The organism is [Clostridium] symbiosum (assembly GCA_036419695.1).
In the GTDB taxonomy this organism is placed as follows: domain Bacteria; phylum Bacillota; class Clostridia; order Lachnospirales; family Lachnospiraceae; genus Otoolea; species Otoolea symbiosa_A.
Genome location: CP143946.1, coordinates 4,687,787 through 4,711,538, shown reverse-complemented (window position 1 = coordinate 4,711,538; position 23,752 = coordinate 4,687,787). Strand labels below are relative to the sequence as shown.

Genomic DNA, 23,752 nt, shown 5'->3' with positions numbered 1-23,752 from the left:
GAAGGCGGCTGCGGCTTTTAGATTGCAGTATAATTCCACATCTGCTGCAAAACATTTATTTATTTATTTTCCTTTGCTTCTGCCAAATAGTGCACAATCAGAAGGCCGACAGCCGCCAGAACGAACATGGCCGTCAAAACAAAAAACGCCGTAGCATAATTGCCGTTGATGATGTAATTATAGGCATCCCCGCCGACATAAGCGTTCACGGGTTCATAGGGGTAATAGTCCCCGTCGTTGTAGCGCATCATTTTGTCAATTCCCTTGTAGAGCGTAAAACAGCCGCATGCCAATGAGGCAATCGCCAGCCAGCACCATACGCTCAATTTGCGGGCGGCCGCTGAAAACTCGTCGTGCCTCTCTTCGCAGACGGTTGGCCGATCTGCCGGTGCGGAAGGATTTTCCGGGATGACCATCTGCTGGCCGCATTGCGGACACGTGCCTGCGCCTTCGGGCAGTTGTGCCCCACATCTTTTACAAAACATAATTACTCCCCCTTTTTCCTGATTCATGCAATTTGCAGTAAATGGCATTGTTCGTGCTCTGCATGTTAGCAGACATGATCATTATAGGTTCATAAATTGCAAATTGTATATACCTATTATGAATCCTACCTCTAATTGTACAACCTTTCAAGCGGATATGACAGAACATTATAAAATAAGACAAAAATTTCCAGAAATCTGTTCCGGTTTTATCATCTGTTTCTCCGGATTCCCCCTTACGATAACCTAAAAATCGGGACTGAAGACTCAGCCCCCCATCCCACTCCCCCGTCCTCCGTCTCACAGAGGCGTCCTCGCATCTCAACTAAATTTTCCTTAAGCTTTTTGACAGTATGAAAAAAGGGAAGAATATGTTATAATACAAACGATTATACGCATTTTTTGGAGGAAGCAATGGCTGCAGAATACGCAATTGAAATAAAAGATGTAACGAAAATCTACCGGCTGTATGAAAAACCCATTGACCGTCTGAAGGAATCGCTGAATATCGGCCATAAGGAGTATCATAAGGACTTCTATGCCCTCAGCAACATTTCTTTTTCTGTGGAAAAGGGACAGACAATCGGAATCATCGGAACGAACGGTTCCGGTAAATCCACGATATTAAAAATTATAACCGGAGTCCTGACGCCGACGTCGGGCCAGGTGAAGGTGGATGGCACAATATCGGCCCTACTGGAACTGGGAGCCGGTTTTAACATGGATTATACCGGAATTGAGAATATCTATATGAACGGAACGATGATGGGATTTTCCAGAAAAGAGATGGAGGCCAAGCTTCAGGATATCCTGGAATTTGCCGACATCGGCGATTTCGTTTACCAGCCGGTAAAGACGTATTCCAGCGGTATGTTCGTGCGGCTGGCTTTTGCACTGGCGATCAACGTGGAACCGGAGATTCTGATTGTGGACGAGGCCCTGTCGGTCGGCGATGTTTTCTTCCAGTCCAAGTGTTACCGGAGGATGGACGAGATCAGGAAAAACGGGACGACAATCGTCATGGTTACCCATGATATGGGCAGTATTATCAAATACTGCGATAAGGTAGTCCTGTTAAACCGAGGTGAATTTATCGCCGAGGGTTCCGCAGGCAAGATGGTGGATATGTACAAGAAAATCCTGGCAGGCCAGATGGAGGCGCTGCGGGAAGAACTTGCACAGATGAGCGATTTTTCCGGAGAAAAGGTTGTGCTGGCCGAGATGGGCGGCGGGAAAGCGGGAGAAGATTCGGCTTCCGCAGACAAGGCGTCCGGCCCTTCTCTGATGCGGAACAAACTGACGGTCAATTTAAACCGCGAGGAATATGGAGACGGAAGGGCGGAAATATTTGATATGGGCCTGATTGACCAGAGAGGCAATATCACAAACCTCCTTTTGAAGGGGGAATCGTTTACAATCAAGGAGAAGATCCGGTTTAACGATGCCATACAGGCTCCTATTTTTACCTATACGATTAAGGACAAAAAGGGCAACGACCTGACCGGCACCAATACCCTGTTTGAAGGAACCGATATAAAGCCGGTCAAAAAAGGCGATGTTTATGAGGTGGCGTTTACGCAGAAGATGACGCTCCAGGGCGGGGAGTATCTGCTGTCCATGAGCTGCACCGGTTTTGAAAATGGGGAGCACGTAGTCTACCACCGGCTTTACGACGTGGTGAACATCACCGTAATTTCCAATAAGAACACGGTTGGAGTCTACGATATGGAACCGGAAGTGGAAGCGGTGCTTGTGGACGCCGATGTGTAAGGAGACCTGTGAGATGGAGAATTTGAACAATAGTGCGAACCTAACGAATAACAGGAAAACGAAAAAGAGCCGGAACGGTGAGATCCTGAGTCTGATCGATAAATATACGACGGATACGGGTTTCGATATAAAGAGGGCTTTAAAAGAAAATAAACGTCTGGATTACCTCTATGCGCTGGCTCCGCTTCGGGAAAACCTTCTGGAATGGTATGATTTTAAAGAGGGCGGACCGCTCCTTCAGGTGGGGGCCGATTTCGGCGCGCTGACCGGGCTGTTTTTAAAGAGGACGGGAAACGTGACGGTACTCGACGAGTCGGAGGAAAGCCTTTCCGTGGTAAAAGCCAGATATCAGGAAAATCCAGGACTCAGGCTGGAATGCGGCAGTCTGGAGTCTTATGCCGAAAATCCCGAGAACCAGGGCAGGTTTTCCTATGTGACGGTAATCGGTTCTCTGCACGCGGAAAGCCGGGTGGGAGAGAAAGATCCGCTTGACGGGCAGATTCGCGCGGCCAGACAGCTTCTGGCGCCGGGCGGAACGCTGATTCTTGCGGCCTGCAACCAGTTTGGCCTCAAGTATTTTGCCGGTGCAGAGAGGGACGCGGTGAGCGTGACGAAGCGGAAGCTGGAGAGGTATCTGGAGGGAGGAAGATTCTATTATCCAATGCCGGATTACCGCCTTCCGTCTTCCATCTATTCCGAACAGTATCTGCCGAAAAAGGGAGACTTGACCGGAATGCTGGCACTCTATGATTATCCGGAATATCTGCTGATGGACGTGGGAGCAGCATACGACGCCGTCTGTGAGGACGGCCAGTTTGAGAATTTCGCGAATTCTTTTCTCGTGATATGGACCGAGGGGAACCGGCAGGCCCCTGTACACGGAGCAGACAGGAACGACGGCAGGATGCCGGGCACCCGTAACAATGAAAAAGGAGAATAGACACCGTGTCAGAGTTAAGGTTTGTTAAATACAACAGGACGAGGCAGGAGAAATTCCAGATCAAGACACAGATTCTGGAAGAGAACAGAACGCGCTTTGTTGAGAAGACCGCCCTCTGTGAGGAGGGAATTCCACATATCCGCTCGTTTGATGAAAAATATAATCTTCTGACCAGCCAGAATGGGAGCATGAAGCTGGTGAAGCCGGAGGTGTCCGAAGACGGATGGACGGCCCGCTTTAATTATCTGCAGGGCAGGACGATGGCGGAGATTCTGGGTGAAGAACTGGCCTCAGGCGATATCGTCGCCGCCGTGAAGAGAGGAATGGAACTGATTTATGATATCAAGCCGGAATTCGTCTCGGATTTCCATGTGACGCCGGAATTTAAAGAGGTGTTCGCATCGGCGGGCGAACCGGTGGAGGTGGAAGAGAAGGGACCGGCCTATGCCGCCTCCAACATTGACGCCCTGTTTGAAAATATGCTGGTGACGGAGGATGGGGTCTATGCCCTTGACTATGAGTGGGTATTTCTGTTTCCGGTCCCGGCCGGTTTTGTGAAGTACAGGACGCTCCACTATTTTTACAGACAGTATCAGAGTATCATTCGTGAAAAATTTGGGGATCAGGCCTCATTTTTAAAAGAATTCGGCATTGATGAGAAACTGCTGCCCCTTTATGAGAAGATGGAGCGCAGCTTCCAGGAGTACGTCCATGGGGAGAACCAGAGGACATACCAGGAAGACTTTATGGTGAAGACGAAGACGCTCACCGAACTTAAGCAGGTGGATGGAGAACTGGAACGCGCCAGGGAACGGTTAAGCCAGCTTCGGGCGGAGATTTCCGAGAAGGACACCGCGCTTAAAAAAGTGCAGGAGGTTCAGCGTCTGACGAATAACCATGTGGCGAACCTGGAAGTGATCATCGCCGATCTGCGCCGTGAGATCGGAGAGATGGGGAAAACCCTGACCTATTTAAACCGCCACGAGGCAGTTATATTCAAAATCAGAAGAAAAATAGGACAGGCATTCAACAGAGCTTACCCAAAGGGGACCAGGAAACGCAAGATTCTGGGATACTGGAAAAATACGCTGCTTCATCCGGTCCGATCCATCGGAATGTATACGTCGGAGGAAGGGAAGAACAGAATTAAGGGAGATTTTGAAATCGGTGAGGAGTACCTTCAGTACGGAAAACTTAATTTTCCTGCGGAGGAAAATCCGGAGGTATCGATTATTATTCCGGTGTACAACCAGATCCACTATACCTATCTCTGTCTGGCCTCCATTCTGGAACATACGAAGGATGTGAGCTATGAAATCCTGATAGCCGATGATGTTTCAAGCGATGCCACGGAGCATCTGGGAGAGTTTGTCTCCAATATCACGGTCTGCAGGAATGAAACCAACCAGGGATTTTTAAGAAACTGCAATAATGCGGCCAAATCGGCAAGAGGCCGTTATGTGATGTTTTTAAATAATGATACGCAGGTGACGGAGGGCTGGCTCAGTTCTCTCGTAAATTTAATTCAGTCGGATCCTTCCATCGGAATGGTCGGCTCCAAGCTGGTTTATCCAGACGGCCGTCTCCAGGAAGCCGGAGGAATTATCTGGAGTGACGGTTCCGGATGGAATTACGGCCGCCTGGACAATCCCGATAAGGCGGAATATAACTATGTGAAAGATGTGGATTATATTTCGGGCGCCGCCATCCTTCTGTCCAATGAACTGTGGAAACAGATTGGCGGTTTTGATGAGCGCTATGCACCGGCCTACTGTGAGGATTCGGATTTGGCCTTTGAGGTCAGAAAAGCAGGATACAGAGTGGTTTATCAGCCGCTCTCAAAGGTAATCCATTTTGAGGGAGTCAGCAATGGAACGGATGTTAACGGCGGGGGCCTGAAGCGGTATCAGGTGGAAAACAGTGAGAAACTGAAAGAAAAGTGGAAAGAGGAGTTTCAAAACCAGTGTGTCAACACTGGCAATCCGAACCCATTCCGCGCACGGGAGAGGAGCATGGGAAAACCCGTCATCCTGGTGGTGGATCACTATGTTCCGACGTTTGACAAGGACGCCGGTTCCAAAACCACGTTCCAGTACCTGAAGATGTTTTTGAAAAAGGGATACGTGGTGAAGTTCGTGGGGGACAATTACCTTCACGAAGAACCTTACACAACGGTTTTACAGCAGATGGGCATCGAGGTCCTTTACGGGCAGGAATATCTGACCGGTATCTGGGACTGGCTGGATAAGAATGGGAAAGAGATAAGTGTCGCCTATCTGAACCGCCCCCATATTGCTGCAAAATATGTGGATTATATTGCGGAACATACCGGGATCAAGATTATTTACTATGGCCACGATCTCCATTTTCTGAGAGAATTCAGGGAATATGAACTGACCGGCGACCTGCAGAAAAAGAGGGATTCTGAATACTGGAAATCCATCGAGTTCACGCTGATGCATAAGGCGGCCGTCTCCTATTACCCGTCGGTTGTGGAGGAAGAGGCCATCCACGACGTGGATGAGACAATTAATGTGAAGGCAATTACGGCTTATGTGTACGATACCTTCCTGGAAAACCTGAATATGGACTTTGCAAAGAGGGAAGGCCTTCTGTTTGTGGGAGGATTTGCCCACCCGCCGAATGCGGATGCGGTGCTGTGGTTTGCAAAAGAGGTTTTCCCGATGATAAGGGAAAAACTGGACGTGAATTTCTACGTTGTAGGCTCCCGGGTGACCGAGGAGATAAAGGCGCTGGAACAGCCGGGCAGCGGAATTATCGTTAAGGGATTTGTTTCCGAGGAAGAGCTGTCCGAGCTTTACCGGAACTGCCGGATCGTCGTTGTGCCGCTCCGGTACGGCGCGGGAGTGAAGGGCAAGGTGGTCGAGGCCATTTATAACGGCGCCCCCATTGTGACTACTTCCGTGGGCAGTGAGGGCATTCCGGGCGTGGAGGACGTGCTGCTTGTGGAAGACAAACCGGAGGATTTTGCGAGGGCGGTGACAGAGCTTTACAGCGATGAGAAGCGGCTTTGTGAACTCTGCGCGCGGACACAGGAATACATTAAGGATCATTTCAGCGTGGATGCGGCGTGGGAAGTGGTTCGGGAAGATTTTGAAGAGCCATATAACGGCATTTAAATCCAGGAGGCAGATGTGTGGATCAGATAGATAAAAAGATAGTGTTTCTTCTTGAAAAAAACGCCAGATATCCATTGAAAAAAATAGCGGAGGCTGTTGGACTTACATCACCGGCGGTCTCCACCAGGATTAACAGACTGGAACAGTCGGGCATCCTGGCCGGTTATCATGCCCAGCTGAGCAGGGAAAAGCTCGGCTATGAAGTGATGGCATTCATCAGCCTGGAGCTTACGCCCGGATGCGAGGAAGAGTTTCAGAATAAAGTCAGGGAGTCGGAATTTGTTATGGAATGCCACAATCTGACCGGGCAGTATGGGATGCTTTTAAAGGCCGTATTCAGAGGGACAATGGAATTGGACACATTTATCGGTGAGATGCAGCGGTTCGGAAAAACCAGCACTCAGATTGTGTACTCTACCCTGGTGGAGAAGTGTAACGTGCTGCCGAAACTGGACGAGCCGCTTATTATCTAAGGGGATAACGGCTGCTTCTCTCAGGGCCGTCAATGGTAAAAAGTAAAAGAACAGAATATATAAAAAATCTTGACAAATTGACTGAATTTTGATAATCTAGCATTAGGTTATTAAAATTCAGTTTTTTAATTATTTTACTTAATATTATAAAGTTAAATTCTAAAAGCACTTAATAAAATAAAGTTAACTATAGGGCAAAAGTGCTTGGATAAATTCACCGGGTAAGTTTGCCTTTTTTATTATGGCAATGAGAAGTTTATGGGCTTACTTTTCACTGCTTAGCAAAAAAGAGGAGGTACAAAATGAGAAGAGGAAAATTATTTCTGGCAGTATTGGCGGCAGCGGCATTGACACTTACGGCCTGTGGCGGTAAGACGGCGCAGACGGGTACATCTTCCCCCGGGGAAGGAGGGAGCGCGGCAGCAGCAGAGGCTCAGGCAGAAGCAAAAGACAGCCTGATTATTGCAAAACAGTCTGATCCCAGCGGCCTGGATCCCCATACAGTAACGGACGAGGCGGCCATTGTCTGTATTGAGAACATGTACGACAGGCTGTTTGAGTACACAAAGACCTATGGTGAGGTAGAGAAGGCTCTTGTGGATGATTATACAGTGGAGGGGGACACGCACTATATTTTCAAGCTGAAACAGGGGGTAAAGTTCCATAGCGGCCGTGAACTGAAGGCGGAAGACGTAGTTTATTCGCTTCAGAGAATTATAGATCAGGGAGTCAGGGCATCTCATTTTGAACAGATTGAATCCATGAAGGCAGCCGATGATTATACGGTAGAAATCACGTTAAACGAACCGTTCGCACCATTTTTAACTTATCTTGCCAATCCGATGAATGTTATCGTGGATAAAGACGTAGTGGAAGAAAACGGCGGAAACCTGAATAAAGCAGACGCAGGTTCAGGTCTTTATCAGCTTGAGAAATGGACTCCAGGAACCGAGATGACAGTTGTGAAGTTTGACGGCCACCGTAATGCAGGCAATGCGAAGGTCCGTAAGGTTATCTACAAAACCATAGAGGATGCAACGGCCAGGGCAACAGCTCTGCGTAACGGAGAAGTTGATATGATACTGGATGTGACCGAACAGGAAGTTGCGGTTATGAAGAGTTCTCCGGATGTGAACATTGAGTCTGTACCGGGCACATTCTGGGAGTATCTCGGCATGAATTGTGAGAACCAGTATCTGAGCAATGCAAAGGTGCGCGAGGCGGTGGCTTATGCCATAGACCGTGAGATGATTAATAAGGCGGTAAAATTGGGCAATGCTACAATTCTTGCTGACGCGAATATTCCACCGACACATTCGGCTTATCTTGGTAATAATAAATACGCGAAGCGTGATGTTGAAAAGGCGAAAAGTCTGCTTGCAGAGGCGGGCTACCAGGCCGGAGATATATCGGTGACGATTAAGGCCGGTTCCGACTGGCAGTATCAGGTGGATGCGGCGCAGATGATTAAACAGCAGTTAGCGGAAGCCGGCATTAATGCGGAGGTTTCTGCCATGGAATCGGGCCTGTTTTTTGATGATCTGAACAACGGCCGGTTTGATATGAGTGTCGTTGGCTGGTCTGGATTTGTAGATGAAGATGAGTATGTTTACAATCTCTTCAAGACGGGGGGAGCCTATAATCAGCAGCTGTACTCCAATCCGGAACTTGATAAGCTTCTGGAGGAGGGCCGCCGGACAATTGATCAGAATGCACGTATCACTATTTACAAAGAAATACAGACCATTTTGGAAAATGATTCCCCAATGGCTTTCCTTTATATGAACAATTATTCCGTGGCCATGAGAAACAATGTGAAGGGTTACACGGTTCACCCTACGGGAACAACGTTATTTATCAGAGACATCTATTTTGAATAAGAGTCCTGAGATTTACCGGACACAAGCAGAATGAAGAAGGGAGGAGGATCCCATGGCTCGTTACATAATTAAGCGTTTATTGAGTATCATCCCCGTGCTGATAGGGATATCGCTGGTCGTATTCTTTTCGGTGCGTTTGATCCCGGGTGACTTCGCTACAATAGCGCTGGGAACGCAATATACGGAGGAAGCGGCGGAGGCGCTTCGGGTACAGTACGGCCTGAACCGGCCGTTATTCGAGCAATATTTTATCTGGCTTTCACAGCTCCTTACCGGTAACATGGGGTATTCCTATGCATCGGGAGCTGCTGTGGCAGAACTGCTGGGTAACGCGCTTCCGATAACCCTGGAACTTACATTTCTAAGCCTTTTGGTAGCTGTATTCGTAGGCATACCAATGGGCTACTGGGCCGGGTGCAAACGGAATAAGCTGCCTGATTCCATCGTGACGGTGATTGGGCTTCTGGGCATCTCGATTCCCGGTTTCTGGCTTGGAACAATGATGATCCTTCTGCTGTCCCTGAAAATGGGTTTATTTGCATCCGGCGGATTTGTCCCGCTGTCGCAGGGACTGGGGGCGAATCTGAAGTCTATGGTGATGCCGGTTTTGGCTTTGGGAAGCGCGGTCAGTGCAGTGGTGATGCGTTCCTCCCGCTCCGCGATGATTGAAGTGATTGATCAGGAGTATATAAAAATGGTCCGGGCCAAAGGGGCCTCCGGGCCGCGCCTGATATTTAAGCATGCAGTGAGAAACACGCTGGTCAATGTACTGACAATATTAGGTCTTCAGACTGGCTCCCTGTTGGGAGGCTCGGTTGTCATTGAAAAAATCTTTTCCCTCCCGGGAATTGGTTCCCTGGCCCTTAAAGCGATTAACAGCAGGGATTATCTGCTACTCCAGGGAACTGTGCTGTTTGTAGCGCTGATGTTTGTGCTGATTAACTTAATTGTCGATTTGCTATATTGTGTGGTGAACCCTCAGATTAAATATTAGGAGATGGAAGGTATGAAGGATTTTTTTAACCGCTATATACATAACCGGCTGGCCGTAATAGGATCTGCGATTCTGCTTATCTTTATTCTCCTGGCGATATTTGCTCCCCTTATCGCTCCCTATGACCCATATTTCATGGACGGAACAGCAGTGCTCCAGGCGCCGGGAGGAGCCCACCCGCTGGGTACGGACAATATGGGCCGCGATATTTTATCAAGGGTAATTTACGGAAGCCGGATTTCTCTCTGGGTATCCATTGTCTCTGTCTCAATCGCTACTGTTCTGGGACTGATTCTGGGTGTGGCAGCAGGATATTTTGGCGGGGTGCTGGACACGCTTTTATCGCGTTTGACGGATATTATGTTTTCATTTCCGGAGGTGCTCCTGGCTCTGCTCATTATGTCTATTCTGGGTGCCAGCCTGAACAATATTGTAATTGCCATCGGCATCGTGTACACGCCGATTTTTGCGAGAATCGCCAGGGGTGCGGTTCTGTCTATCCGGGGTTCCCTGTATATTGAAGCTTCACGTTCTATCGGAGTGCCAAACAGGACGATCATTTTCCAGCATATCATTCCCAATATACTGTCGCCGGTTATTGTGCAAGTGACCCTGTCCCTGGCGTTTGCGATACTGGCAGAGGCATCCCTGAGCTTTCTTGGGATTGGCGTGGAGCCGGATATTCCATCATGGGGCGTGATGTTGAGCAACGGAAAGGAATGGCTGGAGCTGGCATGGTGGTCCGCAGTATTTCCAGGTGTTTTTATCTGCCTGGCGGTGCTCGGATTTAATATATTGGGAGACGGCCTCAGAGATATTTTAGATCCCAGACTGCGCAACGTTCAGAATTAAATTTAAGGAGAGACTCATATGGAACAAGATAAACTGCTGGATGTCAGAGAACTCAGCGTGAGATTCCATACCAGGGAGGGCGTGGTTCATGCGGTGAACAACGTTAATTTTACCCTGAACAGGGGAGAAATTCTGGCGCTCGTGGGGGAATCAGGCTGTGGAAAGTCCGTGACGGCTAATACGATAATGGGGCTAATCGGTAAGAAGAAACATGAAGAGGTAAAGGGGACCGTTACATTTCACGGAGAAGAATTGCTGGAAAAGACGGAACGCCAGATGCAGAAAATCAGAGGCAATCGGATTGCAATGATTTTTCAGGATCCCATGACCTCCCTGGATCCCGTGATGCAGGTGGGAATCCAGGTGGGGGAGGTACTGGAGATTCATAAACATTTGAAGAAACAGGCGGCTCTCCGGCAGGCCGTGGAAATGCTGTCAAAGGTGGGAATTCCGTCGGCGGGAGAACGCGCCAAAGATTATCCCTACCAGTTTTCCGGAGGCATGCGCCAGAGAAGTATTATTGCCTCTTCACTGATGTGCAGCCCGGAACTTTTGATTGCGGACGAGCCGACAACGGCGCTTGATGTGACGATACAGGCGCAGATTCTTAAGCTGCTGGCCGAGTTGAGAACGCAGATGAACGTAACAATTCTTCTGATTACCCATGATTTAGGCGTAGTAGCTGAGGTTTGTGACAGGGTTGCTGTTATGTATGCAGGGGAGATTGTGGAATCGGCTCCGGTAGAGACACTATTTAAGAAACCATGTCATCCATATACCAGGGGTCTCCTCAAATGTCTTCCCATTCTGGGGAGCAGGGAGCGTCTGGAACCCATACCTGGACAGCCGCCGAAACTGGTGAATCCGCCGAAGGGATGCAAGTTCAAAGAGCGGTGTAAATATGCCTGCGGGGGCTGTGATAAGGCACAGTGCCTTTCAGAAGCGGAACCCGGCCATATGGTAGCCTGCTGGAAATGGAGGGAATGCGATGGACAATAAACTGCTGCTTGTGGAGCACTTATCAAAGGAATTTCCTGTCAAGGGCAAAAAGGCAGTCCTGAAAGCAGTAGAGGATGTATCGTTTTCCCTTGAAAAAGGCGAGACACTGGGAATTGTCGGGGAATCAGGCTGTGGAAAGTCAACACTGGGCCGCCTGATTCTGAGGCTCATAGAACCCACAAGGGGAAAGGTGGTTTTCTGTGGGGAAGATCTTACGGCCCTGAGCCAGAAAGAACTGCGTAGTAAGAGACGGGAATTTCAGATGATTTTTCAGGATTCATATGCATCTTTTGATCCCAGGAAGACGGTTCGAAGAATTCTGGAAGAACCGCTTTCAACTCATGGTCTTCCAAGAGAGCAGTGGCAGCCGGCCATAGATAAGATTTTATCGGTTACCGGCCTTCCTCCGGATGCGCTGGGACGTTATCCTCATGAGTTTTCCGGAGGACAGCGCCAGAGAATTGGAATCGCCAGAGCGTTGATCTTAAACCCCAAGCTGATTATCGCGGATGAACCGGTAGCGGCGCTGGATGTTTCTATACAGGCACAGATTTTAAATCTGCTCATGGATTTGCAAAAAGAGTTCGGCCTGTCCATGATTTTTATTGCACATAATCTGGCAACGGTACAGTATATCAGCCGGAGAATTATTGTTATGTATCTGGGCCGCGTGATGGAAATTGCGGATGCAGATATTCTCTATGATCGGCCGCTGCATCCTTATACGCAGGCGCTTACCTCATCGATTCCGATTCCCGATCCCGACAGAAAGACGGAGATGAAGGGGATCGAGGGGGAGATTCCAAGCCCTATAGACCCGCCCAGCGGCTGTGTTTTCAGAACCAGATGTCCCTATGCCGTACAGGACTGTGCAAAGAAAGTTCCTGAACTTAAGGAGAAAGAACCGGGTCATTTTGTGGCCTGTGATAACTTATAAGAAAGTCGGAGGACATTCAATGAATTTCAATACATATTCCATTATAGCCAGATGTGAAACATCGGGATGCATCGGCGGAGCTGCGGCTTCCTATTATCCGGGACTGGGAGCATTTTCGCCATATATCAGGCAAAACTACGGCGTAATAGCTTCACAGGGCTGGGTAAATCCCTTTTTAAACGAGAGTGTTATGAGGAGCATTATGAAGGGGGCAGATGCGGAGGAGGCGCTGCATAAGGCGCTTTTAGAAGATCCGGGTAAGGATCTCAGGCAGATTTCCGTAGTAGACTGCCGGGGGAATTCGGCGGCCTTTACCGGGGAGGGAAATGATCCGATTCGGATGCATCTGCGCGGAAAAGGCTATGTAATTGCCGGAAACCTGCTTACATCAAAAGATGTGCTGTACGCCGCGGAGGAGGCATTTTTAAAAAGCGAAAAAGAACCGCTGCCGGATCGGATTATGAAAGCCATGCTGGCTGCCGATGCCGTAGGCGGGGACAAGAGAGGGAAGATGGCTGCGGTTATCCGGGTGGAGAAGATTGTGGGATTTCCGTATATCGATTTTCGTATCGATGATCATCCGCAGGCCGTACATGAGCTGAACCTGCTGTATGAAAAGCATAAACAACATATCTTCGACACCTATGACGAATGGGTGGAGCGGGTAAAGAAGGGAATAAAAGATTAGAATAGAATGAGACAAGAAATGGGGAAACTGTGTTATGGGCATTTATGAAGACGCCGTGGAAAATAAGGAACTTTTGGTTGAGATCAGGAGGCATCTGCACCGCCACCCGGAACCGGGAATGAAGGAGTTTGAGACGGCAGCCTATATCAGAAAGCGGCTGGATGAATGGGGAATCCCATGGATTCCGGCCGGTGAAACAGGGACGGCAGCCGTTATCATAGGAAGGGCGGAGAAACCGGTATTAGGCTTAAGGGGAGATATTGACGCTCTTGAGATGGATGAATTGAATGAGAATAGCTATAAATCATGTAATCCCGGACTGATGCACGCCTGCGGACACGATGGCCATACGGCTTCACTTTTGGCTGCAGCCAGATATTTGTATGAGAGGCGGGAAAGAATCCCGGGATGTGTAAAATGCGTATTCCAGCCGGGGGAAGAATGTGGTGAGGGCGCTGCATCTGTAGTGAAGAGCGGGGCTGTAAATGATGTTCAGGCTTTTTTTGCCCTTCATGTAATGAGCTCGATTCCCATCGGGCAGGTGTCGATTCGGGAGGGCTATATGTCTTCGGCTAACGACAGGTTCGTAATACGGATTACTGGAAAAGGCTGCCACGGTTCCACGCCGCAAAAGGGAGCGGACGCCCTTCTGGCCGGTGCCGAGCTGGCCCATACCCTGCAGACGCTGGTATCCAGGGAGAGCAGCCCGCTTGAACCGACGGTCATTACGATAGGTGTCCTGAACTCGGGAACCGCTTTTAATATTTTACCGGAAAATGCCTATCTGGAGGGAAGCGTGAGGGTGCTGCGTGAGGAACGCAGATACGAAAACCGGGAGATCATCAGGAGAATGGCCAAGTGTGTGGCGGAGGCGTACCGCTGCACGGCGGAAGTGGAGTTCCAATGTACGGCAAGAGCGGTGTACAATGACGAAAAGCTGACCGCCATCGCCCGGAAGGCGGCACGGACATTTCTTCCGGATGAAGCTGTAATGCTTCAGGATGAAAATATGGGGGCTGAGGATTTTGGGGCGTTCCTGGATATTGCTCCGGTAACTTATATGAATATAGGTTCCGGCAATGAAGAGAAAAAGACAACGGCGCCTCATCATCATGGACTGTTTGATATTGATGAAGACAGCCTGCCGATTTGTATGGCGATGTACGTGACATTTACAGCGGAGTATTTTAACTGTTCTCTTAATGAAACGGATTAAGCGGCCTGTGCAAAAAAGGTCGAGAGCTTTCCTTTCATATATTCTATAATGCACAGGTAAGGAGGTGAGAGACATGCAGGAACAGATTGAAGCGGTCCAGAGAATGCAGGATTATATCGGGGAGCATCTGACGGAAAATATCACATTGGCGGAGTTATCCCGTGTTTCCCTGTTTTCGCCGTGGTATTCCTACCGCCTGTTTACACAGCAGGTTGGAATCACACCGGCCGATTACATCCGCAGGATGCGTCTGTCGAGGTCGGCGCTGAAGCTCCGGGATGACTCATGCCGGATTGCAGATGTGGCTTTTGAGATGGGATTTGGCAGCGTGGACGGGTACCAGAGGGCATTTCTGCGGGAGTTCGGCTGCAATCCGCGGGAATATGCATTAAATCCGGTTCCTTTGTATCTCTTCACTCCATATGGTGTGAAGTTCAGGAATATTGAAAGGAGAACGGATATGGAAAACTTAAAAAACGTATTCATCCAGGTAATTGAGAAACCGGCCCGTAAGGTCATCATTAAGAGGGGCGTCAAGGCAAATGATTATTTTGCCTACTGTGAGGAGGTTGGCTGTGATGTCTGGGGGCTGCTCCAGAGTATCAAATCCATCAGCGGAGAGCCTGTCTGCATGTGGCTGCCGCATCGGTTTATAAAGCCGGGAACTTCGGAGTATGTACAGGGTGTGGAAGTGTCTTACGATTATGATGGCATCGTTCCGGAGGGGTTTGAGGTACTTGATCTGCCCGCGGCAAAGTATATGATGTTCCAGGGCGAACCGTTTGCAGAGGAAGACTACTGCGTGGCCATCGATGAGGTCAAGGAGGCAATCAGAAGATATAATCTCTCTATGACCGGATATGCGTGGGATGAAGAAAATCCCAGAATCCAGCTGGAACCGATCGGCAGCAGGGGATATATTGAGATGCTGGCGGTTAAATAAAATCGGCTGTTATACAGATGTGGGGATTTAACTGAGGTGAGGAGGACGCGTCCGGAACGGACCATGTCCGGTGTGGTGAGTGGGCTGGCTGAGTCTTTTGTCCCCTATTGGAGGTTGTCGTGAGGGGGGGAATCCGGCCGGAATGAATTGTTACGGGGACCGCTCGCGCTTTTTGGAGTGCGCAGCGGTGCCAGGCTCGAAAAGACCTCGCCAGGCACCGGCGGACTCCCATATCCCCTGCACAATTGATTCCGCCTCCTTCCCCCGTCAGGTTATCGCCGGGGACAAAAGACTCAGGCGGAGGTTTTCGCGGCACCGGACATGGTCCGCTCCGGACGCTGATTGTCTCTAACCTTAAATGGGGAGGACCCTGTCGCGGCCACTACGAAGCTGCGATACTTTTACGGTCTGACGGTATCTCACCAAACCAGTCAGAGACCGGATAGCAGATATTTTAAAGCATTCGGAGGAACATAGTGGTTGCGACGATCCTCCTCCCCCTTTGAAGGAATAAGAACAGATCAGCGGCCGCAGGCCCGGATTCGGGATGGAGAAAACCTCGGCGTCTTCAGTCCCGGGCCATAACCTTCCTGTGGGGAAGAAGGGAGAAAAAGATTCCGCAGGGAACCTGGAGTCCATCGGCACTTACCGAGGTTTTTCACGAGGTTAGTGTCCGTTATGTACTCCGAAGAGCGCAAGCGTTTCCCGAAGGAACTTTTTCTGCCCGGATTCCCCACCCGCGACAACCTGCAAGCCGGGACTGAAGACTCACAACCTCCCTCTCACCATCCCGCCCCCCGACCGTCCCGGCGGCGTTCTCATTCCTCAATTAAATCCTTATTTAAAAAAGAAAAGGTAAGCGGAATAAAATAAAGAGGATGTGGTAAAAGCTTATGTAGCAGAGAAAAATACGCTAACCGGAAGTCATTGAGGAGGTTTTTATGAATAAAAAATTTCTTTCGTCTCTTGTGATTTGGCTTTTTTTTGCGGCTGTAATAACCATTACTGGTGTAAGAACTGCGATAACATGTGATTTGAATGGCCCTTATTTGGGGCTCTTTGCCATTGTAACTCTTTTTGCTTCTTATATATTAATAGCGAGCCTTATTAAAATATTAAAAAACCGAGGAGAGTAATTTTTTTTAGATGAATGAGTAGCAAAGCCCCATTGAGAATCAAATCTTCAGCGGGGCTTTTTAGGCGTTAGAACCGAGTGAATTATTTCTATTTCTTCTCCGCTGCTTTCCTGAATTCTGTTCCGTTCCTTCAGGCAGTATTCTAACGGAATTCTATCTCAATTCCGTCCAGATACAGACTGATTTCCGAATCGTCCTCCGTAGTAGTAAGGCGCATCAGAAAATAGCCGTCCTTTGTCACCAGATCGCTCTCGCTGTACATATTGACAGTGATTTTCCGGCTGTCCCCGTCGTCCATTTCCATGCTCCAGGGATAGCGTCCTCCTCCGTTATAATAGACATAGACGGTGTTACCGTGCGATGACGGAACCTTCATCAGATAGGCGCCCTGGTTTTTATCACACTGTTGTATCCAGTTTTTGACATTTTCACCAACGCTGTCTTTTTTTATATCGCTTCCTCTGATTCCGGCCGCGTCAAATATTTGCGTGCCGTCCATTGTAATATAGGGAATTCCTTTACCGGGGCGTCCCGGGTAACCCGTATCTTCTTTCTCCCATCCCTTTTTGTCCCATCTCTTTTTGTCCCATCCGGGGGTGATGTCCTCCATATTGTCCAGCAGTTCATCTGCAATTGTTTTATCCAGTTCCCTTATTCCTGTAAGATTGCCGTTCTGGTCCCGGACGGCTTCGAGATAAAGCATGCTGTCGGTGCCGCGATCGTGGTAGCATAAATCAAAGGAATAGGAATTCTTTTCATTTCCATGATCCTGGAATGATACGAAAAGCTTTACCCTCCGGCCATTATAGTAAACGGCGTCCTGCTCCGGGTCATAGGTCACGCCGTAGGAGGCATACTGCCTGAAATTTTCTATCAGGCTGTCCGTGCGGCTATTGTAGTTAGAAGATGCCTGTTTCACATGTTCTCCAGGTTTCAGTTTTTCTAATGGAAGTGCGGTGTTGTCGGCGGTTCCCGGATTTCGGGCCTGGTTTTCGAGAAAAATGTTACCAGACGGATTACCGGGAGCCGGGGGCAGCGCAGCGCTGACCGGGCTTGTGACAAAGCCTGCGGTAAAGAGCGCTGCCGCCAGGGTATAGGCTGCGGCAGCCATACGGGATGTCTTTTTAAAATTTAACACGTTCTTTATCCTCTCTTTCATATAGCGGATACTGCCGCCTCCAAAGGCAAGAGGACTTAAAAGTTCCCGCTTACGGGCGTACAGGCTGACGAGTGAAGTGGAGTAGATCCGGCGGATATCGCTGTCCGCCGTGCGCAGGACAGCCTCGTCACATGACATTTCCATATCTTCTGACATGAGCCGGTAACTGACCCATACGAGAGGGTTAAACCAGTGGACGGTGAGTGCCAGAAAGGCAAGAAACTTAAACACGTAATCCCGCCGCCTGATATGCACCCGCTCATGCGCCAGGACACAGTCCAACTGTTCCTGCCTAAGTTCCGAGGGGACGTAGATTCTGGGGTGGATTAATCCAAGCACAAAGGCAGTGGATATCTTATCCGTTTCAAAGATATTGTCATATAAAAGGGTTGCATCGTAGATCCTGCGTTTCAGGCGGATATAGGCGGCTGCCGAATAGACCAGAATCACGGCAGTGCCAAAGAGCCAGACATATGCGGCTCCCGTAAGAGCAGCCTGCAGAGGTAAAATAGCTCTGTCTGCGTCAGGCACATTGGGAGCATCCCCGGATTCAGGCGTGGGATGTCCAAGCAGCCGGTTTACCGTAGAGTCAATGGCCGTAAGTCCGCTGTTAATCTGTGGATTCCCATCTGTGACCGTCGCCGGCGGTATCAATTCACGGTTGACCGGCATGAAACTGGCCGCGCTCTCAAAACTGAAGGGACAGATGAGGCGCAGAAATACGACGGCCCACAGGCAATAGGAAAACAGTTTCGGGGCATTTTTCAGGAGAATCCGAACCAGCATGACGGCGATTGCAGCAATTCCGGCCGTAATACTCATGTTGAGTACGGTAATCAGAAGATGATTCATTCCTTCGCCTCCTCTATCATTTTTAAAAGAACCTCCGTCTCCTCATCGTTCAGGGATTTATCTTTCAGGAACGCCGCGATAAAAGAGGGAAGGGAGCCGCCAAACGCCTTTTCAAGCAGCATCTCGGCCTCGTATTTCTGCACCTGTTCCCTTTTAACAAGAGCTGTCACCGTGGTATTTTCATTTTTGATAAAACCGCGTTCGGAGAGTTTACGGATGACCGTGTAGGTAGTCGGACGCTTCCACCCCAGGCGATCCCCACAGATAACGGAGAGCTCCTTGGAGTTAATAGGCTCCACCTCCCACACAATGTTCATAAACTTAAATTCTGCATCGTACAGTTTCAAATCAGTCATATCCGGCCTCCTCAGTTTATTGCAATAAACTATCATAGCCTTAGTTTACTGCAATAAACTGAATAAGTCAATGAGAACTCGACGGAAAGATAAAATTTTAGCAGGGATAAGGAATGCATAATTAGTAAAATGCCGCTCCGCCTGTAAAACTTCTGTGTTTTACGGGTGAAGCGGCATTTTGATAATTGGAAATAAGAATGTATCTGAAAAGGTGTTTTATATAAAACGGGACTGTTCTGCTTAGTCCAGACTCTTTATCTTCTCATCGATTTCTTTTAACTGTTCCTCCGAGGGAATATACTGAATTTTCAGCGTATCAAGGCAGAGTTCGAATCCGCATTTTTTGAGTTCCTCATCGATCTGTGCGTTGGCCTGTCCGCCCCAGCCGTAGGAGCCGAAGGAGAATGCCCTGCGGTTCTTTGGGGAGAGGCCCTTCATGTAGCAGAGGAAAGCTGCCACGGTCGGCAGCATATTGTTGTTGAGGGTCGGTGAACCGACGGCTACATATTTGCAGTCCAGAAGATTTACGATGATGTCCGAGAGGTGGGACTGCTTTAAATCGTAAAGCTTCACCGGAACGCCCTGCCCGGTAAATGCCTCGGCAATCGTCTGTGCCATGGTCTCCGTGGAATGCCACATGCTGTCGAAGACCACAAGCGCCCCAGTCTCCGGTTCGTGGGTGCTCCATTTTTCATAGCCATCCAGAATATCGTCCACATGGCTTCTCCAGATGACGCCATGGCTAGGGGCGATCATCTCGGGAGCCAGTTCCTTGACGGTTTTCCAGGCCCCTGCGGCCTGTTTCCCGTAGCACATAATAATATTGGCATAATATTTCTTTGCCTCCTGCATAGTCTCACAGAAGTCGGAATCATCATCAAAGCGGGTGTTGGTGCAGTAATGCTGTCCGAATGCGTCGTTGGAGAAAAGCAGTTTTTCCTCCGGGCACCAGGTGATCATATTGTCCGGCCAGTGGAGCATTGGGGTGGCGACAAAGGAGAGCGTGCGTTTTCCGAGGCTTAAGGTGCTGCCGCTCTTCACCGGCATGTAATTGAGCTGTCCGTAATGGGCGGTCAGTCCCTTCACTCCGCTGGGAGCGCTGGTGACGATTGTGGCGTTCGGGCAGGCCTTGGCCATGGCAGGAAGAGCGCCGGAGTGATCCATCTCCACATGGTTTGAGATTATGTAATCAATTTTAGAAGGGTCGATGACACTGCTGATCCGCTCCAGCAGTTCTTTGGAAAACGGCGCCTTTACCGCATCGATCAATGCAACCTTCTCGTCAATAATCAAATAGGCATTGTAGGTTGCGCCCCGGTTCGTCGTGTATCCGTGAAAATTGCGCAGGTGCCAGTCCAGCGCCCCCACCCAGTATATGCCTTCTTTAACCTGAATTGCGTTCATCATTTGCATCCTCCTTGTTGACTTTAAACTGATCATTTTTTATTAAGTTTCGTATCATTACATTCAAAAGAAGTGTAGTATATTTGAGCCGGAAATGCAAGACTTATAACGTTAAAATTTTATCATGAAGAGAAAGTTACTGTTTACAGAAAAATTCCGTGTGGAGTTTTCAAGTGGAAGGAGAGCAGTAACAAAAATACCGCAGTAGTTACACCGGCTCACCGCGTATAGGCTGGATACGTAACTGCTGCGATTTTTTTTATGATTTATCTCTCAGATATTCTTTCAGGTAGGAGGCCAGAGACATAATCAGCGCCAGGTTCGGGTGGTTCTTCTGCGCCATTAGGGTGATGGTGTAGGGAAAAAGGTTACCAGACAATGGAAGTGTCTGTAAATCAGGAAATTGTGATAAAAAAATATCTGTGAAATATCCATCTATTGTAATACCTGCACAGCGGTCACGGTTACATGCCTCAAACATATAAAGAGTGTCACTAACACGCAGAATTTCTTTGGGAAGACAGTTGTTTTTATCACAATAATCAATGAAATGTTCATATGCCAGATCGTTTATAGATAACACAAAGGTTTCCTCCTTTAGTGCTTCAATTCCGACACTTTCTTTTTGACAAAGCTTATGCCCTCTGGGAAGGATAAGGACACGTCTTAATGTTTTGAGCTCTGCTTGATAATAATTTTTGCCGGGCGAATAATCGGAACAAATCAATATATCGATTTCTCTTTTATCAAAAAGTTCAATACACTTTTTATAAGTATATTCTTCTACATCAAAAGAAACATTGGGATAATATATTAAAAAATTTTTCCATACTGTTTTAGAGTTAAAATATCGACAACCGGCAGCAAGTCCTATTTTTAAGTGCCCATAATTTTCACGAATGAATTTCAGAATGTGTTTTTCAAGCTTGTTCATTTCGTGAAGTGCAGGCTGACAGGAGATATATAATTCTTTTCCTAACGGGGTAGGGATTACACCTTTATGTTCTCTATAGAAAAGAGGTGCGTTTAATTCCTTTTCTAAGGTGGCGAGTGCCTGACTTAACGCCTGCTGTGATATAAATAAAGATTCAGCGGCCCCTAGAAAACTTCCGGATTCATAAACTTTTATAAAGTACTCCAATTGACGGATATTCATCTTAAATACCTCCTTTTTTGTGGATGTTTCTCCTGCTGTGGGGCTATTTGTTCTATTATACAACAAAAGATTGTATATATACAAATAAAATAGTGTTTTTAATAAATAAAATAATTTGTTACAATAAAAATAAATAAAAAACAGAATAAGGATAATATATAAACAAGTAAACGGAAAATAATAGAACAAAGGGAGGATAAAATGGAACAGAACAGTGTACTCTTATATGAAAGAAAGGAGAAAATAGGATTTTTAATCATTAACAGGCCGAAAGCAAGAAATGCTTTTAATCAGGAACTTGTAGAAAAACTGGGACGTTTTATTAGGATGGCAGATCAGGATCCTGATACAAATGTAATTGTTATTTCGGCCGTAGGAGATAAGGCATTTAGTGCGGGATTTGATATTAAAGAAAGTATTGGAGAACCAATTGTCGAAGTGACTCCGAGAAGGGAGAATACTAAATTTGAACTGGAAACATGGAGAGAGGTCTGGAAATGTAAAAAACCAGTAATAGCTTCTGTGCAGGGGTTTTGTATTGGTGGCGGATTGCATCTGGCGTTTATGAGTGATTTAATTATCGCATCTGAGGATGCTGTATTTGGTGAACCGGAAGTAGCTTTTTCCTATGTCCCGGATATTTTAATAGAACCATGGAAATTGCCGATGAATAAAGTGAGACAATTGTTGTACTTGGGAGAATATCTTACCGCGGAGGAACTTAGGGAGTGCGGAGTTGTTAATAAAGTTGTTGCTCGTGAAAAGTTGGGAGAAGAGACAGAAAGGATGGCAAAGAAAATAGCAGATATGCCTGCGGACACAATGGCGATGCTGAAATATCAGGTAAATAAAACATATGAAATTCAGGGGATGAATAACGCTATGGATTTTGCCGCAGAAATATTCAATTTGTGCCGTATTAATCAGGCTCAGACGCAAAAAGAATTTAATGACATAGTCACCTCACAAGGATTAAAAGCGGCATTGGACTGGAAAACAGCAGATAAGAATCATACCGCCGGATAGATTCGGTTAAGAAAAGTCGGGTGAAGAGATGAGCGAATTTTGGAAGGAAATTTATAAACAGAAATTAATTACTGCGGCTCAAGCGGCCGGAATGCTTAGAAATGGAGACAGAGTTTGTTCTATAACACGGGAACCCAAAACAATATTATGTGAAATAGGCAAACGTAAAGAATTAAAGGATATTACTTATTTTTGTTCCCAGACTAATTTCCTTGGAGAATTAGAGGATTTAGGAAAAGATATTCACATTTATCTGAGCTTTATGGATGGTGTAAATCGGGAATATGTTTACGCTGGTGAGGCAGAATTCATCCCTTCTAATTTTTCAGGATATGAAAAATTAGCAATGAAGGAGCTTAGGTGCAGAGTGGCATTACCATGTGTATCTAGTCCTAACAAAGACGGTTTTGTATCAATGGGCAACGCTGCGGATATTATGCCACGTATTTTGGACAGCACAGACTTGGTTATTGCAGAAATTAACAATAAATTGCCATTTGTTTATGGAGAAAATATAAAGCATATTTCGGAATTTGATTTTATCGTCGAGGGCGAAGGATATCCTTTGAATATTAGTCAAATCGATAATGCTGAAGAGTACAGAGAAATTTATCGGGCTATAGGCGGCTACTTATCAGAATTAATTGAAGATGGGGCGACTTTGGAAGTAGGGCTTGGAAGGCTTAATTCTTCATCTATGATGTATATGGAAACAAAAAGGGATTTAGGAGTCCACACGGAAATATATGGGGATCTCTTAATGGAATTGACACAGAAAGGGATGGTTACAAACGCTAAAAAAACGGTATGTCCTGGTACGTCGGTTTGTACTCAAGTAGTTGGAACAAAGGAACTTTTTGATTACGTTAATGAAAACCTAGAAATTAGGATGGATAGCTGCCAATTCGTTTTGAATCCGGGAACCATTGCTCAGAATTCAAAAATGACTGCGATTAATAACGCAATACAGATAGATCTTTTGGGGCAGGCTAATGCTGAATATTTGAAAGGAAGGCAATATTCGGGACTAGGAGGAATTGCTGATTTTGCAATGGGGGCTACTCTTTGCCAGGATGGAAAATCAATAGTGGTAATAGAATCAACAACCCATAATGGGGAAATTTCGAAGATAATACCTGGTTTTGCCCAGGGTACGCCAATTTCATTGCCAAGGACAATAACAGAATATGTTGTAACAGAATACGGGGTAGCTAGGCTGGCAGGACGGACTGTGCAAGAGAAAGCAAAAGAGTTAATACGTGTGTCTCATCCTAAATTTAGAGAGGAACTGGAATTTTCTGGAAGAAAATTGGGGATTCTGGGATAAAAAACAAAGTAAGCGATTA

General features: G+C 47.4%; 20 protein-coding genes. 15 read left to right on the top strand and 5 right to left on the bottom strand.

Annotated elements, in window-relative coordinates; genetic code table 11:
* Nucleotides 1-59 precede the first annotated feature (59 nt).
* Nucleotides 60-485 (bottom strand): zinc ribbon domain-containing protein, encoded by a 426-nt coding sequence (locus V3C10_21040; protein WVP61760.1) that lies wholly within the window; start codon nt 483-485, stop codon nt 60-62.
* Between the two features lie 414 nt (nt 486-899).
* Here V3C10_21040 and V3C10_21035 point away from each other — a divergent pair, with 414 nt between their 5' ends.
* The 13 genes from V3C10_21035 (at nt 900) to V3C10_20975 (ending at nt 16,453) form a co-directional block, all read left to right on the top strand.
* Entirely contained in the window at nt 900-2,255 is a 1,356-nt protein-coding gene (locus V3C10_21035) for an ABC transporter ATP-binding protein (GenBank protein WVP61759.1), read from the top strand.
* Nucleotides 2,256-2,268: 13 nt separating this feature from the next.
* Nucleotides 2,269-3,195 carry a class I SAM-dependent methyltransferase gene (locus V3C10_21030; protein ID WVP61758.1) on the top strand — a complete coding sequence of 309 codons (927 nt, stop codon included), beginning with the start codon at nt 2,269-2,271 and terminating at the stop codon, nt 3,193-3,195.
* A 5-nt stretch (nt 3,196-3,200) separates the two neighbouring features.
* A complete protein-coding gene (locus V3C10_21025) occupies nt 3,201-6,335 on the top strand; it encodes a glycosyltransferase (GenBank protein ID WVP61757.1) in 3,135 nt (1,044 codons plus the stop codon).
* Nucleotides 6,336-6,352: 17 nt separating this feature from the next.
* Nucleotides 6,353-6,808 carry an Lrp/AsnC family transcriptional regulator gene (locus V3C10_21020; protein ID WVP61756.1) on the top strand — a complete coding sequence of 152 codons (456 nt, stop codon included), beginning with the start codon at nt 6,353-6,355 and terminating at the stop codon, nt 6,806-6,808.
* A gap of 302 nt (nt 6,809-7,110) precedes the next feature.
* Entirely contained in the window at nt 7,111-8,688 is a 1,578-nt protein-coding gene (locus V3C10_21015; protein WVP61755.1) for an ABC transporter substrate-binding protein, read from the top strand.
* A 52-nt stretch (nt 8,689-8,740) separates the two neighbouring features.
* Entirely contained in the window at nt 8,741-9,682 is a 942-nt protein-coding gene (locus V3C10_21010) for an ABC transporter permease (protein WVP61754.1), read from the top strand.
* 12 nt (nt 9,683-9,694) lie between these two features.
* Nucleotides 9,695-10,534, top strand: a complete 840-nt coding sequence (locus tag V3C10_21005; protein WVP61753.1) for an ABC transporter permease — start codon at nt 9,695-9,697, stop codon at nt 10,532-10,534.
* An 18-nt stretch (nt 10,535-10,552) separates the two neighbouring features.
* Entirely contained in the window at nt 10,553-11,533 is a 981-nt protein-coding gene (locus tag V3C10_21000) for an ABC transporter ATP-binding protein (GenBank protein WVP61752.1), read from the top strand.
* Nucleotides 11,523-12,470 (top strand): oligopeptide/dipeptide ABC transporter ATP-binding protein, encoded by a 948-nt coding sequence (locus V3C10_20995; GenBank protein ID WVP61751.1) that lies wholly within the window; start codon nt 11,523-11,525, stop codon nt 12,468-12,470. The genes V3C10_21000 and V3C10_20995 overlap by 11 nt, the downstream gene beginning before the upstream one ends.
* Nucleotides 12,471-12,489: 19 nt before the next feature.
* On the top strand, nt 12,490-13,158 hold the full coding sequence (locus V3C10_20990) for a DUF1028 domain-containing protein (GenBank protein WVP61750.1): 669 nt from the start codon (nt 12,490-12,492) through the stop codon (nt 13,156-13,158).
* A gap of 34 nt (nt 13,159-13,192) precedes the next feature.
* Nucleotides 13,193-14,374, top strand: a complete 1,182-nt coding sequence (locus tag V3C10_20985; GenBank protein ID WVP61749.1) for an amidohydrolase — start codon at nt 13,193-13,195, stop codon at nt 14,372-14,374.
* A gap of 73 nt (nt 14,375-14,447) precedes the next feature.
* A complete protein-coding gene (locus V3C10_20980; protein WVP61748.1) occupies nt 14,448-15,317 on the top strand; it encodes an AraC family transcriptional regulator in 870 nt (289 codons plus the stop codon).
* A gap of 941 nt (nt 15,318-16,258) precedes the next feature.
* Nucleotides 16,259-16,453 (top strand): hypothetical protein, encoded by a 195-nt coding sequence (locus V3C10_20975; GenBank protein ID WVP61747.1) that lies wholly within the window; start codon nt 16,259-16,261, stop codon nt 16,451-16,453.
* Nucleotides 16,454-16,595: 142 nt separating this feature from the next.
* On the opposite strand, the gene V3C10_20970 is transcribed toward V3C10_20975, so the two are convergent.
* From V3C10_20970 to V3C10_20955, 4 genes are all read right to left on the bottom strand, one after another.
* On the bottom strand, nt 16,596-18,464 hold the full coding sequence (locus V3C10_20970; GenBank protein ID WVP61746.1) for a M56 family metallopeptidase: 1,869 nt from the start codon (nt 18,462-18,464) through the stop codon (nt 16,596-16,598).
* A complete protein-coding gene (locus V3C10_20965; GenBank protein ID WVP61745.1) occupies nt 18,461-18,820 on the bottom strand; it encodes a BlaI/MecI/CopY family transcriptional regulator in 360 nt (119 codons plus the stop codon). Before V3C10_20965 ends, V3C10_20970 begins: the two co-directional genes overlap by 4 nt.
* A 240-nt stretch (nt 18,821-19,060) precedes the next feature.
* Entirely contained in the window at nt 19,061-20,224 is a 1,164-nt protein-coding gene (locus tag V3C10_20960) for an FprA family A-type flavoprotein (GenBank protein ID WVP64679.1), read from the bottom strand.
* A gap of 259 nt (nt 20,225-20,483) precedes the next feature.
* Nucleotides 20,484-21,380: a LysR family transcriptional regulator gene (locus V3C10_20955; GenBank protein WVP61744.1), complete on the bottom strand. Its 897-nt coding sequence runs from the start codon at nt 21,378-21,380 to the stop codon at nt 20,484-20,486.
* Between the two features lie 201 nt (nt 21,381-21,581).
* On the opposite strand from V3C10_20955, the gene V3C10_20950 reads away from it, so the two are divergent.
* Complete coding sequence (locus V3C10_20950; protein WVP61743.1) at nt 21,582-22,406, top strand: enoyl-CoA hydratase-related protein; 825 nt, start codon at nt 21,582-21,584, stop codon at nt 22,404-22,406.
* A 28-nt stretch (nt 22,407-22,434) separates the two neighbouring features.
* Nucleotides 22,435-23,733: an acetyl-CoA hydrolase/transferase C-terminal domain-containing protein gene (locus V3C10_20945; GenBank protein WVP61742.1), complete on the top strand. Its 1,299-nt coding sequence runs from the start codon at nt 22,435-22,437 to the stop codon at nt 23,731-23,733.
* The last annotated feature ends 19 nt before the right edge of the window (nt 23,734-23,752 follow it).

Bases quoted from the DNA above. Each gene is read 5' to 3' on its own strand.
- V3C10_21040 (WVP61760.1), bottom strand. From the start codon at position 485: ATGTTTTGTAAAAGATGTGGGGCACAACTGCCCGAAGGCGCAGGCACG.
- V3C10_21035 (WVP61759.1), top strand. From the start codon at position 900: ATGGCTGCAGAATACGCAATTGAAATAAAAGATGTAACGAAAATCTAC.
- V3C10_21030 (WVP61758.1), top strand. From the start codon at position 2,269: ATGGAGAATTTGAACAATAGTGCGAACCTAACGAATAACAGGAAAACG.
- V3C10_21015 (WVP61755.1), top strand. From the start codon at position 7,111: ATGAGAAGAGGAAAATTATTTCTGGCAGTATTGGCGGCAGCGGCATTG.
- V3C10_21010 (WVP61754.1), top strand. From the start codon at position 8,741: ATGGCTCGTTACATAATTAAGCGTTTATTGAGTATCATCCCCGTGCTG.
- V3C10_21005 (WVP61753.1), top strand. From the start codon at position 9,695: ATGAAGGATTTTTTTAACCGCTATATACATAACCGGCTGGCCGTAATA.
- V3C10_21000 (WVP61752.1), top strand. From the start codon at position 10,553: ATGGAACAAGATAAACTGCTGGATGTCAGAGAACTCAGCGTGAGATTC.
- V3C10_20995 (WVP61751.1), top strand. From the start codon at position 11,523: ATGGACAATAAACTGCTGCTTGTGGAGCACTTATCAAAGGAATTTCCT.
- V3C10_20990 (WVP61750.1), top strand. From the start codon at position 12,490: ATGAATTTCAATACATATTCCATTATAGCCAGATGTGAAACATCGGGA.
- V3C10_20985 (WVP61749.1), top strand. From the start codon at position 13,193: ATGGGCATTTATGAAGACGCCGTGGAAAATAAGGAACTTTTGGTTGAG.
- V3C10_20980 (WVP61748.1), top strand. From the start codon at position 14,448: ATGCAGGAACAGATTGAAGCGGTCCAGAGAATGCAGGATTATATCGGG.
- V3C10_20975 (WVP61747.1), top strand. From the start codon at position 16,259: ATGAATAAAAAATTTCTTTCGTCTCTTGTGATTTGGCTTTTTTTTGCG.
- V3C10_20970 (WVP61746.1), bottom strand. From the start codon at position 18,464: ATGAATCATCTTCTGATTACCGTACTCAACATGAGTATTACGGCCGGA.
- V3C10_20965 (WVP61745.1), bottom strand. From the start codon at position 18,820: ATGACTGATTTGAAACTGTACGATGCAGAATTTAAGTTTATGAACATT.
- V3C10_20960 (WVP64679.1), bottom strand. From the start codon at position 20,224: ATGAACGCAATTCAGGTTAAAGAAGGCATATACTGGGTGGGGGCGCTG.
- V3C10_20955 (WVP61744.1), bottom strand. From the start codon at position 21,380: ATGAATATCCGTCAATTGGAGTACTTTATAAAAGTTTATGAATCCGGA.
- V3C10_20950 (WVP61743.1), top strand. From the start codon at position 21,582: ATGGAACAGAACAGTGTACTCTTATATGAAAGAAAGGAGAAAATAGGA.
- V3C10_20945 (WVP61742.1), top strand. From the start codon at position 22,435: ATGAGCGAATTTTGGAAGGAAATTTATAAACAGAAATTAATTACTGCG.